This is a genomic window from Paraburkholderia sp. J67 (genome assembly GCF_905220265.1).
Classification (GTDB): Bacteria; Pseudomonadota; Gammaproteobacteria; order Burkholderiales; family Burkholderiaceae; genus Paraburkholderia.
Genome location: NZ_CAJMZK010000005.1, coordinates 209,032 through 222,156 on the forward strand (window position 1 = coordinate 209,032; position 13,125 = coordinate 222,156).

A 13,125-nucleotide genomic window follows, 5' to 3' on the forward strand; every position below is an offset into this window, starting at 1 on the left:
TCTTTCCTCACACGCGCTGACAGGCAGCGAGATCCGCGCGGATCTCAGCCCAATCGGAAGGACCGAGGTCCGCAATGGTGCGGCTGTAGTATTGCTGCGCGGGACGTTCGCGCAACAGCCGCTGGATGCGCGGATGCTGGTCGAATTCCGCACCGGTCTCGAGCGCATCGAGCGCATAGCGTTCGATGTCCTGAGCGTCATTCAGGCCATAGCCTTGTGCGCGGCGCAGGCTTGCAGGCAGCCCGGCAAATGCGCGCTGATCGACCCGCTTGCCGGCACCGCGCATTTGCGCCCACGCCCGATTGATCGCCCGCACGTCCGCCAGTGCGCGCCACTGATCGCCATCGAACGCAAGCTGACCATCCGATGCCGTGCCGTCAGCGCGGCCATTTTGTTCGGGGCGACGTGCCTCGCACCAGACGCCGTGGCGTCCGAGCGTGCGCCATACCGCAATGGGACCTAGTAGCCGGTCACGCTGTGCGGGATTGCAGATCCGCCATATGCCTTCGAATGCAGCTGGATCCGCGAGCGTCAGGAGCCGCTGTGCGGCGCCGTCCGGCCGTTGCTGAACGAAGGCCGTCGCGAGATGCCGCGCGAGCCGTTCGAAAGGCACGGAACTGAACAGAAACGCGCCGATCCGATGTCCTTGCGCCGCTTTCAGCCCTTCCGGCGACCAGTCCTCAAGGGCCATCGCAATCGCGCTCTCGCACACCGCGTGCGCAACAGGGTGGCCGAGATCGAGCTCGATCAAGGAAGGCCAATAATCGCGGCTCACACGGTCAGGCTGCAGCGGCAGCTCCGCGACGGTCGCGCCGATACGGCGCAACGGGTCGAGTTCGCTCGAGGCGAATGCCTCCAGCACTGCCGGGCCGGTCAGCAGCACACAGTGCTCGAGATCCAGCGCTTTGCATTGCATGCGCAACGCGTCGACGAGAGCGCCGGCCGACTGTGCAGGCTGCGGCGTCGCTTCAACGCTCTCATGTGGCGAATCCAATACCAACGTGCCACCCAGCTCTTGAACATTGCTCATAAATCGACGTACGCCGCACTCGACGCCACCATATCGCTCATCGTTTGCGGACAATCGACGGCTGCACTCTGTGCAAGCGTTGCCGCGCCGCCGGCTCCTTGCGGACCGGTCAACTGAAAATTGCCCGAACGAAACTGCGCAGAATCTGGCGCGCTGACCTCGATATCCGAGCCTTCCATTTTTACGAACGCGCTTGCCGTACTCAGCACGATGCGTTTGACCCCGTGCATCGACGTGGAACCCGATACGCTGGTTAGCGTAGCCGTCGTACGTGCACTGGCGACCAGCGAACCGTTGTGCTGCGCTTGCGCAGAAACCCCGCCGGTCGCCGCGTGCAACGCGATGCCGCGCGTATCGACGGGACGCCCTCCCGCTGCCGCCCCGTTGCTGTACAGCACGATCCCGTTCTTCGCAACGACGCTGGTCTTGCCTGCCGCCATGATCTGCAGATCCTGCCCAGCGTCGATGGCGGTCTCCTTGCCCGACAGCCAGACATGGTTTGCGCCGGACATCGCCAGCATGCCATCTGCGCCATGCATCGCGAGATGCGGACTGCTCCACGCGACCGCAGTACCGCCGCCGCCCGACCCGGACTCCGTGCTGGCGCCCGCGCTGGTCGCGATCAGTGCCGCGCGGCTGTCCTGTACGGCCTTCACGGCAGGAAACGCCGCAGAAGAGGTCCCTTGAGTCGTTTTGGCGACCGCACCTTGCGCCTGCGCCGCGTTCGACAGCGACTGCATCCTTTGCAAACTCGCCGCGAGTCCATCGGCGGTGCCCTGCGCGTCCATCTGACTCGCGCCCGCAGCAGTGCTGACGAGGAGTCCCGAGCCGCCACGCAACGCGCCTGCAGCGGCCGTCGTCAGTTCGGCGCCGAAACCGCGATCGGCGAGCCGCTGGTTGTCGTCCTGTTGCTTGATATGACCAAGCGTCAGTCCACTCGCATGATCGGTCGTGTACAGGTGCGCACGCGACTGCCCCGCGCTATCGTCAAGAAGAAAATGTCGATAGCCGCCCGTACCGGCCTGGCTCTGCCCCATGTCCTGGGTTTTGAAGCCGCTCATGACCGCCGCGTGCGTATTGCCCGCGAACCAGGCGGCTGCATTCCCTGTACCGCCGGCCGGACCACCGGCCTGCAGGTTGTGCTGGGCGTCGGCATTGCCCGCGCCGTTGTAGAGCGCGCCAAGCGCGACCGGCCGATCCGGCTGGCCCTCGAGGAGTTCGACCCAGACCTCTTGTCCGACCCGAGGAATCGCGACCCCGCCCCAGTTGTCGCCGCCGACGGTGGTCAGCATGCGCGTCCAGGTTCCGGAGCTAGCGTTAGCTGGCGCGTTGTCCGCATGCGGATGCGCCTCCCGACTCGCCGCGTTGCCACCGCGCTGGGTATGGAACTGCACGCGGATACGGTGATCGCGGTCGGTGTGGATCGGGCCGCCTTCGCCAACGACGATCGCCGTCGTCGCCCCTGGCGCGATAGCGGATGCATGCGTGCGCGCACCGTGTCCGTCTGCCGCGAGCGGACGGTAACTTTGCGCAGCCGGCATCATCTCGAACCGGTTCGCGTACAGGTCCGTGTCCGCGTGCATGGCGCTTGAGGATGTGCCGCCGCTATCCGCCGGCGCGGTGACGAGAGAGGCCGTGAGCGCGCTCTGGGCGGTGTCGTCGACGTTGCCGCTCGACGGGATGTCGCCAAGATGTTGCGTGATCGCACTACGGATATCGGCGCTCACATTCGCGTGCGCCATGTGCTCCACACGCAGGCAGACAAAGGCCTCGGATGCGGCAATCACTGGGTGCCCGCTCACCGTGAAACGCAGGCCCGGTCGCAGATCGCGCCGGGTGCCATCGCCCTGGCTGCGCACGGCGTCGACGCGCAGCGCATCGAGTTGCTGCTGGGTTCGCCGATCCCCCAAGGCGCTCGTCGGGTACGCGTACGGCGCCGCGACGTCGCGGTCCTCGCCGGGCGCGACTGCGCCTTGCACGCTCGCCGCGGTGGGCCGCACGGACAGGCTGCGATAGTCCCAGCTCGCGCGCGCGACCTGGCCGATCCGCCAGCGGCGCGTGGGCATCAGATGCGTGATCACCCCGCCCGGATCGCTTTCGCCTGTCTGGTGAAATGGGAGGGTTTCGGGCGCCGACGGCGTGAAGCCCTGATTCGTGTCACACAGCACGAGCGTATGCGCGCCGAAACTCGTCGAGCCCGCATCTGCCTGATGCTCGAACCAGTAGAACAGCCCTTCTTCGGCCCATAAGCGGGTGAGGAAATCAAAGTCGGATTCGCCTGCCTGCACCGTCAGGCTGCGCTGCGCGTAAATCGTCCGGTCGGCAAGTGCCCAGCGCCACGCAGGCGCGACCACGCCGCGAGCGTAGTAGCGAAAGATCTGCTCGCTGATATCGATGACGCTCGCATTCTGGTAGTGGTAGCTGTCGACGCGCTGGTGCAGCATCGCCAGCCACGGCTCGACAACGAACTTTACGCGCGCAAGCCCGGCGTTATGCCCGGTGCGCTCGGCAACGACGACGTGGCCATGCAACGGGCGCCAGCTGTCGTCGGCATCCGATTGCCGCCATTCAAGCAGCGCCGGCGTGCCGATAGCCGTCTCGACCGCCAGCGCGGTGTTCGTCGTCAGCGCGCTGATGTGCAGACGGAAGCCGCCGTGGTCGACCGACTCCCATCCGTCGAGCCTCTCGGCCATCAGGACGTCGCTGCCGAGCGTCGTGCTGATGCGCAGGAACCGGTTGTTCTGGGTCCAGCCGCTTTGCAAGGCCTCGATGATGTCAGTGATCACGGTCATCGTTTTCGTGCTCCAGGGGTTTCAATGCGATGCATCAAGGCATTCAGCGCACGAACGTGTGCGGTGGCAGCACGCCCAGCCATTCGAAGATCAAGGTCCACGGCGCGGTTGCATTCACGGGTACATGCAGCGCGGCGCTGCGGCGTTGCACGTCGGTCACGATGTCGATCGCGGCCTGGCGCTTGTCTGGGTCGAAGCGTCCGTCGTTCGACGCGGCATAGGCGGCATAGGCGATAGGGCCGAGGCGGTTCGCGTCCGTCGTCGATTCGATTTCGGAGCGGATAACCGGAACCAGCAATTCACGGATGGCCGGGTCCGATTCCATCAGACACGAGTAGACGAATACTCCGAGCCTGCGCGCGTCCGAATCGCGCAGCAAGGCGGGCATGCGTGCGACCAGCGCTTGAGGGCTGTCGCTGTGCAACAGCGTGCGCAGGGCGATGGTGGCTGTGAGTCCGTTGGGCGATGCCAGCAGTGCATCGGCCTGTGCCGAAGCCGGCCCTGCCTTCTCAAGAGCGGCTATCGCGGCGTCGGTGGTCGCGGCGGATTGCAGCAGTTGAGCCGCGTCGCGCGCCCACTCCGGGAAGATCATGCGCACGGCACCGAACTGCTGCTCGCCTTGGGCGCCTGGCTCCCATTCGAATACGGCTGTTCCGCCTGCCTTGAACAGCGGGTAGCCACTATCAGGCTCCTTGACAGAGACTCGATGTTGCAGGGGTTTCGACCAGTCATAAGGCGTCGATGGCGGCAGCGACGCATCGGCGGCTTCGATGACGCGCCACGCGCCTTTCATCCGTACCATCGGCTGGCTACCGGCCGGCTCTACGTATTCACCGGTCGCGCCGTCGATTTTTGCACCCGGAACGTATGAAGCCCCACTGCCTGGCGCGGGTTCGACAGCCGCAACCACCCAACCGTCCCCGGACGACGGACTGTAATCCGCGAGACGGAACAGCGCCGAGTCGTGGACGGTGCGCGTCTGTCTGCCGATAACCATCTCGATTCGATTGTCGATGGGTAATGCGTCAACTGGAGCCATGCGTTGCCTCGTAAAGTCGTTCAGGTCGTCGGCGACGATGCGCTATTGCGCCATACGTCGACGTTCAACATCAGCGCGAAAAGGTGATCATCTTGCTGCCTATCGGCCCTTTAATGCGGTTAGCCGGATCGTTGACTACATCGTTCGTAATTCGATCCAGCACCGGCTTCAGCGCACGAACGTATCTGGGGGCAGCACGCCCAGCCGTTCGAAGATCAAGGTCCACGGCGCGGTTGCATTCACGGGTACATGCAGCGCGGCGCTGCGGCGTTGCACGTCCGTCACGATGTCGATCGCATTCTGGCGCGCGTCGTGGTTGACGCGGTTGTATTTCGCGGATGCGTAAGTGGCATAGGTGACGGCGCCGAGGCGGTCCGGGTCGGACGTGAGTGCGACTTCGGAACGGATCGCTGCAACAAGCGATGCGCGACTAGCCCGATCTGATTCCATCAGGCACGCGTACACAAATACGCCTAGCCTGCGTGCGTCGGCATCGTGCAGCAATTCTGGCATGCGTGCGATCAGTGCTTTTGGGCTATCGCCATGCAACAGCGTGCGCAGCGCGATAGCGGCGATGAGCCCGTTAGGAGAGCCTAGCAAGGCATTGGCCTGCGCTGAAGCCGGTCCAGCCGTAGCCAGTGCGGCCATCTCGGCGTCGGTGGTCGAAGCGGAGCGCAGTAGCTGCGCCGCGTCGTGTGTCCACTCCGGATAAATCATGCGCGGAGCGCCGAACTGCTGACTGCCCGTTGCAGCAGGCTCCCATTCGAACACGGCCGTGCCGCCTTTCACGAACAGCAAATAGTATTCGTCGGGCTGCCTTACGCGGGTGTGCAATAGATAGGGCTTCGACCAGTCATACGGTGTCGATGGCGGCAGCGATGCATCGGCGGCCTCTATGACGCGCCACGCCCCCTTCATCTTGATCATCATCTGGCTGCCGGCGGGTTCGAAATACGTACCGTCGCTCTTGAATCCCGCGCCTGGCGTATAACTCGTACCGCTGTCGGGTGTGGGCTCGACAGTCGCCACCACCCACCCGTCGCCAGCCGACGGGCTGTAGTCCGCCAGCTTGAATAGCGCCGAATCGTGGACGGTGCGAGCCTGTATGCCGATAACCATCTCGATTCGATTGTCGACGGGTAATGCGTCAACAGGAGCCATGCGTTGCCTCGTAAAGTCGTTCAGGTCGTCGGCGACGATGCGCTATTGCGCCATACGTCGACGTTCAACATCAGCGCGAAAAGGTGATCTTCTTGCTGCCTATCGGCCCTTTAAAGCGGTTAGCCGGGTCGTTGACTACATCGTTCGCAATTCGATCCAGCACCGGCTTCAGCGTTACGGGAGCATCGTGTGCGTCGATCTTGATCAATTGCGGCGTGGTGGCCGACGAAGTGGCATCGACGCTCCAGCCGCGTTGCCGCAAAGGACATACTTCCTTCGTCTTCGTATTGAAGATTACCGTCCAGACCATGAATTTCCCGGAGACCCGATAACGCGTCACCGGATAGGTCACGGTGCCGACTTCGTCGCCGTCTGTGTCGGTTGCCGTCTGTGTACGTGCGTCGTCCGTCGGCGTGGCCGGACCGTCGGCCGAAAGCGTAGGACCGCCGCCCGGACAGTTGATCGGGGGCATGGTCGAATGCTCCCAATGGTTGGGGTCCTCCGGCGTACCAGGCTGATCGTAGAGCGGTGTCGAGTATGGATCGGTGTCGTTATTGATCCCGACTGTATTCCAGACTTCGTGATACTGGGCCGGGACAGACGTTTTGGTCCCGGGCGGCACGTCCAGATACCATTCAATCGTAGGATTCCCCCAGACTGTTTCCCCGCTGAAGCCATTGGTCATGTCGTTCTGCACGATCCCGACCTTGAGAACGGACAAGGGCGAGGCCGAATAATCGAGCCCATCGGGTTGCAGCCTGGCTTGTGCTGAGTGGGTGATGCCTTCCCTGTCCTGCGGTTGATACATATCGCGACCTATCGCATAAGCCGACCCGACCTTCAAATCCATCTTCGCCTGATCGAACCAGAACACCGTCACCGGCTTGCGCGCAAGCACCTCGCCGTCCGCGCTATCGCGGTGCGCTTCGATCACGGCATCGTCGATTGCCTGACTGCCCTTCTCGCCGGAAATTTCAAACGACACCCACGCACCACTGCCCGGCACCACGACCGTCGTGGTGGTGTCGCCGGCTCCGGCAAAGCGCAAGCGGCCATCCGGGTTCGTCAACACAGCCGTGATGTCACCCGAGCCGGGCTTGCGCAAGCGAATACGGCACGGCGCGTTGTGCCGATGCTGCATGCAATCGCATTTCACCTGTACGCAATCGTCGTTCGCCGTCGGCGTATCGTTGATCTGGATTTCCAGCACGTCGCTGTCGACGAGCAACTCCTTGCGCTGCTTGTCGGCAACCGGTGTCGTGGTCGACCGACCCGTCGTCTTGTAAGTGTCCGCCACGCCTTCAGCCCCCGACATCAATCTTTAGAATTTCCGATGCCAGTGTTGGCACCACATGCGTGTTACCGGCTGCATCGGTCACGCCGGACTGCACCTCGCCGTTTGCAAGCGTGATCCGGTAACGGCGAAACGCCGCAGGCTGGCCGCTATCGCGGTCCTTCAGCACGAAGCCCTGGTCGTATGCCCGCTCGCGCGAGTCCGGCAACGGCGGCAGCGCAGGCGTGGCCGAATCAGGGCCCTCGAACACCTGCGAGCCCGATTTCACCGCGAATTGCCCTGTGGTTTCGATGGTGATGTCCGCCCCTTTCAGCGTGATCCGGTTGGCGCCCTGCTGCAGCACGATCGACTCGTGCGCCAGCACATCGACACGGCCATCCGTCGCGGAGATCTGTACGGTTTGATCCGCGAGCAGTTCCATCGACGCCGTGTGCGCCTCGACACTGACCGGCCCTGTCGCCGCAATTGCCTTCAGCCCGCCAGTTGCGGCATAAAGGCTGACCGCGTCGCCCGACGCCGCTGCAAGCGTTGCACCAGCCGTCAGGTGGGCGTCGGACATGGACGTCAAATGCAGATGCTGCGCCGCGTACGCGAGTGCGCTCGAAGGTGTCGACATCACGATGTCCGCCGGCGACTCGAACAGCACGGCCGGTACGGAAAAGCGCTCGACCGGCGCGCCCCCGCTGCGTTGCGTACCGACGGGTTGCGTCGCGCTCTGTCCGTTCACCGCTCCCGCGTATTTGCCGTCCTGCGCAGGATCGATCGCGGCGAGCAGTGCGGTCTGCGCCGGGTTCGCCGCGAGGCCGCCCGCTTTGGCGCTACGCGCAGCCGAATCGAGGCCTTGCGCCGTTTGCGCCGCCTGCTTCAGCTGCTTGATGCTCCCCGTTGCCTCCATTTGCGTGCCAGCTGCGCCTTGCCGTGCGGTGCTCGACACCAGCAGTCCTTCACCCGCGCGTGCGACTGCCCAGCCTTGCGTACTCAGCTCGAAACCCTCGCCCCGATACGCACCGCGCATGGCGCCTTGCTGATCGATCAAATAGCCGAGCGACAGGCGGCTGTCCGCCACCGAGTTGCCCAGTTCGTGACGCAACTGCCCTGCTGCGTCGTCGAGCACCCAGCGACTGCCGGCCTCGCCGTCCAGAGTCTGTGTCTGCAGACCGCTGAGCGTGCCGGAATGATTGGCGTCGCTGCCTTCGCCAGCCGCAAACGGCGGCTGGACCCGACCGCCGTATACCTGGCCGAGCACAACGGGCAGATCGATATTGCCCGCATCGAATCCCACTACCACTTCGGCGCCGATGCGGGGGGTGAACGCATGTCCGAAGTTGGGTCCGGCAGCCTGCTCGGCAATCCGCGCGACAACCCCAGAACGATGATCGCCCGGAGCGTGCCCATCCGGACTGGAACGGCTTGCGGTATCGGTCAGGCCGCCTGGCAACGGCGCGACGCCACGCATCCATGGAAACTGGATACGAACCGTATGGTCACGTGTGCTGCTCACCAGCTTCTGCGGCTCGCCGACCACGATCGCGGTCTGTACACCGTGCACGGTCGGGCGTTCGCGGTAAGGCGGCACGAGTCGCGTGCCAGCCGGCACGGCAACGAAGCGATTGCGGTAATGGCCGCTCTCCAGTTCGCTGCGTGCGAGCAGCGCCCCAATCTCCGCGCCGAGATTGTTCACGCCTTCGTGTTCGATGACGACCGGCACGAAGGTCGGCGCGGTATCGAGATAACCGGTCAGCGTATGCACCTTGCCGACTTCCAGCGTGCGCGAGCTGCTTCGTCCGATATGGCGCTTCGCCGGCGCGCGCAATGCATCAAGACGCTGTTGCGCATAGCGTTGCGCGTCGCCCGAAACGTCGAAGCGCCCGGCACGGCCTCCGTCGAATATTTCGCGCACCGGCATCGAAGGCGCTGACGAATCGGCGGATGCCTGTGCGTGGCCCGCCAGCGCCGCCACCTCGCCAGCCTTCCAGCTCGACGCAACGAAGCGGTCGGGCACCAGTTGGTAACGTTCGGTGAACTCGGTCACCACGCCGTCGGGATCGCCGACATCCTGAATCTGGAACGGCACGGTGCTGCCAGTCGGCAGATCGGCCTGCCGGTCGAAAACGACCAGCGTGTGATCGCCCGCGGGGGCAGCATTGCCGCCCGCGCCATCCTGCGCATGCTCGAAGTTGAACGACAGCCCGGCTTCCGATAACTGGCGCAACACAAAGGCATGATCGGTCTCGCGATATTGGCCGCGCAGCGCGAACTTGCGCAGTGGCTCGCTCGTGACGTAGCGACGGCGCGCCTGCGCATAGTCGCCGAATACGCGTTCGCAGATATCTGTCGTGTCGAGATCCGCGAAATAAAGACAGTTGCGCCGATGATGCAGGAACGCGAGCCACGACTCCATGGTCAGGCGGTAGCGCGTGATTTCCCCATCGGTATCCGCATAGGCCGCGTGGGTCACATAACCGTTCCAGCACCGCTCGCCGGCGCCGGTTGCCAGGCGCAGACGCACGGCGCTGCCAATCAACGGCAGCAGGTCGAGAAATGGCGCAGACGTCAGCACGTCGATTTCGAAGCGAAACGACTCGTTCAGCGCTTCTCGACCGTAAAAGCGTTCGACCGAGAATACACCGGGCAGTACGGTATCGATCTGGATGTGGCGGCTGGTTTGCGCGTAGCCCGCCAGCACGGCAGCAACGTTCATGACACCCCTTTATGTCTTTGCATGAAAACCACGAACCGCAGCGCTGCACCTCGCGCAAACCGGACAACGCTCACACACTCTGCTCACCCACGATTCCGCTTGCGCCATCGGCTCCAAGGAACTGATGCTGCGCGGCGTGAACGGTCAGCGTTCCTGGGCACCCGAAGGTGACCTTGCCGCCTTCAATGGTGAGGTGAGCGCCACCACTGACCGCCAGATTGACGACCTGCTTGCCCAATAGATCGACGTTGGCGTGTACTGCGCTGACCGTCAGATCGTCTTTCGCGCGAAGCGCGAGCGCATCGCCGCGCGCGGCGAGCCGCAAATCGTCGGCGCCCGCAATCAGCGCAAGGCCGGTTGCATCCGTGCCGCGCGAAGCCGCGAGCCAGCCGATCGCCTGTCCGGTGTGGACATTGAGCCGTGCATTCGTGACGAGATTGGTATCGCCGCCGCTGCCCGTCGCCATCGTCTCGCCTGCGGACCACTGCAAGCCCTGACCGGCCAGTATCCCCTGCCCGCCTTGCGCGGCGACCGCCAGCAACGCGTCCCCGGAATGCGGCAGCGCCTTGTCTTTCTGCCGCTGCTGCGCGTCGGCGAGCGCTTGCTGGTAGCCCGCGCTGCCAACCGTCGTGTGGATGCTGCGGTCGAACGCGTCGAGCGGAGCCGCCGATGCGTCGAGCTGCGACTGGCTGGCGCTCTGCACACCACGCTGAACCGAAAACGGCACCGTCAAATGCTGTGACGCAGACGCGTCGAGCAACTGGGCCAGCACACGTTGTTGCGCCAGCAACGATTGCAGCGCCGAAACCTCGCCAGCCGGTTGCGACGGCGAAGCCGCATAGCTGGTGATCAGCGCGCCACGCTCAGCACGAAGCGCACCGGAGCCATCGGTCCGCAATTCGAAACCCTGCCCGCGGAAACTGCCGGTGAAGTTATCGGACTGGTGACGCAGGTGTCCAAGATTCAACTGGGTTGCCGCCTGCGTCGTACCCATTTGCAGACGCCCCATGCCATCGCTGTCGTCGCTCACCATCTGGTTCGCACCGTTGCCGTCGAACCCCTGGCTCTTGAAGCCAGAGAGCGCGCCTGCGTGGCCATGCTGCGCAGTAGCCGACGCAGCGCCGTGCCACGCCGGGCTATTGCCGCCCGCCAGGTTGCTCTGCGCGCTGGCGACCAGATCGGTCGATTGCGCAAACACAGTGGTGTCGCTCTGCTGGGTAGCGCTCCCGCCGGGCGTCGGTGCATTGCCGCCCTCACCGCGTCCGTTGTATAGACCACCCAGCACAATTGGCCGATGTATCAGGCCGTTCTGGAACTGCACGAGCGCTTCCTGGCCAATTCGCTGCGTGATCTGCATCCCGTGGCCATCGCTGGCGAGCCGCTGCATCGCGCGCGTCGGATAGCCCCCGTCGTCGCCTGCGGCCTGCCAGTGAAAACGTAGCCACAACCGCCCTTGCGCGTCCGTATGAACCGGGCCGCTCGCGCCGGCAGTCGTCGATCCGGCCGGCCCGGCGACGATCGCTGTCTGGCTGCCGGGCGCGGTCGCAACAGGATTTAGCCGCTGGCCGGTGCCGTCTTCCAGCGTCGGGCGCCAGGGCTGCGACCGCGTCACCGCATCGAACTGGTTCGCATAGCCGCCCGCCTTCGCTTCGACAAGCACGCGTGGATCAATCCCGCCAGCCGGCAGTGCGCCAAGCCGGGACTCGACCTCTTCGACCAGTGCGGCTGGCAGGTTGTTGATGCCGAGGTGCCGAACGCCTGTCACCAGCAGCTCATTGGACGCTGTGCCTGAGGAGCTCGCCTTCACCTGCTGCCAGGCCGCATTCGCGACACGCAGAAAACGTCCCGCATTAGCCGTACGGATCGTGCTGAACCCCATCCACACGCGCGCAGCTGACACAAAAGCGTCGGCCTGCCTGTGCGCGGCGTCCTGCGCATGTCTCAGACTGTCGAAAGCTTCTGGCCCGACGTCGTCGTACAGCTCGCACGCACCGGTCGGGTTGCCGAGACTGGCTGACGCCGTGACCGACTGATTGCCGCGATAGTCGCCACTTAACACGGTGATACGGTCAGCCATTAACGAAAACGACTGACCTATGCCGATGATCGTGTCGGCGGGCTCGGTCGTCATGCCGCTGATACGTTGCTGCACGCCGTCGAGCCGCGACGATGTCACGTCTTCGCCGAGCTGCGTGCTGTCGTCGAAGATCAACATCGTGTGATGGGACGGCGCCTGTTCATCCTCGACGAACGTATAACCGAACCCCGCCGTCGCGAGCACATGGTCGATGAATTCCAGATGACTGTGCGTGCGATACTGGACGACGTAATCCGAGGGTTCGATTGCCTGTAGACGCTGATTCGCGTCGGCGGTAAATCGCCAACTGGCAATACTCCGGTATTCATTGAATACGCGCCCGAGAATGTCCGCGATACCCTGATTCTCGAATGTCCGTTGGTCGCGTCCATGTGCGAGCGCGGCGAGCCAGGGCACCAGCTGTAGCCGGTAGCGCGCCAGTCCCGCATCAAAGCCGATGCATTCGGCCTGCTCGACGAGTCCGCTGCGCGCAGCCGTGCTGCCATCGGTCAAGCTCACGCGCAGCACGACTCGCTGGCCGAGCATTGCGTCCAGATCCAGGCCAGGATCGGTCGACAACGCATGAATATCCCAACGATAAAGCGCCGACAGATGCTCCTCGCCCGTCCAACGCTCGACCTGCAGGGCGGCGATGGGGTCGTCTGCGTCCAGCGAGTAAAGTCGATTCGCGCTGAATGTCTGCGCCAACTGGATAACTGCGCTCATTCGGCCCTCAGCTTTTTATTGGACGGTGCAATTTGATTTTTCAGTGACAAATAGCGAAGACGAATACCGTGGCATCCTGCGTAATTGTCGTTTAGACGCGCAGCGAGCAAACACCCCAGCGATACAGAGCAGCGTATTATAATTGATCAAATCAATTCTAGAAACGATAAAGCTCGACAGACGAAATTCGGAAATTTCTTCACCGCATGATTCAATCAAGGAATTAATTACCTATATTGCCCTGGCCAAACCAGACTCCAGCCAGAAATATTTGATTTGCATAATTATTCAATCAAAATTACCGA

Annotated in this window: 6 protein-coding genes and 1 pseudogene; all 7 read right to left on the minus strand. The window is 63.6% G+C overall.

Going from position 1 to position 13,125, the window contains the following annotated elements; translation table 11 throughout:
* Nucleotides 1-7 precede the first annotated feature (7 nt).
* On the minus strand, nt 8-1,084 hold the full coding sequence (locus U5782_RS12555) for a DUF4123 domain-containing protein (protein WP_322044140.1): 1,077 nt from the start codon (nt 1,082-1,084) through the stop codon (nt 8-10).
* On the minus strand, nt 1,027-3,822 hold the full coding sequence (locus U5782_RS12560; RefSeq protein WP_322044141.1) for a type VI secretion system tip protein VgrG: 2,796 nt from the start codon (nt 3,820-3,822) through the stop codon (nt 1,027-1,029). Before U5782_RS12560 ends, U5782_RS12555 begins: the two co-directional genes overlap by 58 nt.
* Nucleotides 3,823-3,865: 43 nt before the next feature.
* Complete coding sequence (locus U5782_RS12565) at nt 3,866-4,861, minus strand: hypothetical protein (RefSeq protein WP_322044142.1); 996 nt, start codon at nt 4,859-4,861, stop codon at nt 3,866-3,868.
* Nucleotides 4,862-5,029: 168 nt separating this feature from the next.
* Nucleotides 5,030-6,022: a hypothetical protein gene (locus U5782_RS12570; protein WP_322044143.1), complete on the minus strand. Its 993-nt coding sequence runs from the start codon at nt 6,020-6,022 to the stop codon at nt 5,030-5,032.
* 70 nt (nt 6,023-6,092) lie between these two features.
* Complete coding sequence (locus U5782_RS12575; protein WP_322044144.1) at nt 6,093-7,337, minus strand: hypothetical protein; 1,245 nt, start codon at nt 7,335-7,337, stop codon at nt 6,093-6,095.
* Between the two features lie 25 nt (nt 7,338-7,362).
* Nucleotides 7,363-10,017, minus strand: a pseudogene (locus U5782_RS12580) (type VI secretion system Vgr family protein); the annotation flags it as partial.
* Between the two features lie 70 nt (nt 10,018-10,087).
* Nucleotides 10,088-12,820, minus strand: a complete 2,733-nt coding sequence (locus tag U5782_RS12585; RefSeq protein ID WP_322044145.1) for a type VI secretion system Vgr family protein — start codon at nt 12,818-12,820, stop codon at nt 10,088-10,090.
* Between the last annotated feature and the right edge of the window lie 305 nt (nt 12,821-13,125).

Excerpts from the sequence above, each read along its gene's own strand:
- U5782_RS12575 (WP_322044144.1), bottom strand. The coding sequence starts at position 7,337 with ATGTCGGGGGCTGAAGGCGTGGCGGACACTTACAAGACGACGGGTCGG.
- U5782_RS12565 (WP_322044142.1), bottom strand. The coding sequence starts at position 4,861 with ATGGCTCCAGTTGACGCATTACCCATCGACAATCGAATCGAGATGGTT.
- U5782_RS12560 (WP_322044141.1), bottom strand. The coding sequence starts at position 3,822 with ATGACCGTGATCACTGACATCATCGAGGCCTTGCAAAGCGGCTGGACC.
- U5782_RS12570 (WP_322044143.1), bottom strand. The coding sequence starts at position 6,022 with ATGGCTCCTGTTGACGCATTACCCGTCGACAATCGAATCGAGATGGTT.
- U5782_RS12585 (WP_322044145.1), bottom strand. The coding sequence starts at position 12,820 with ATGAGCGCAGTTATCCAGTTGGCGCAGACATTCAGCGCGAATCGACTT.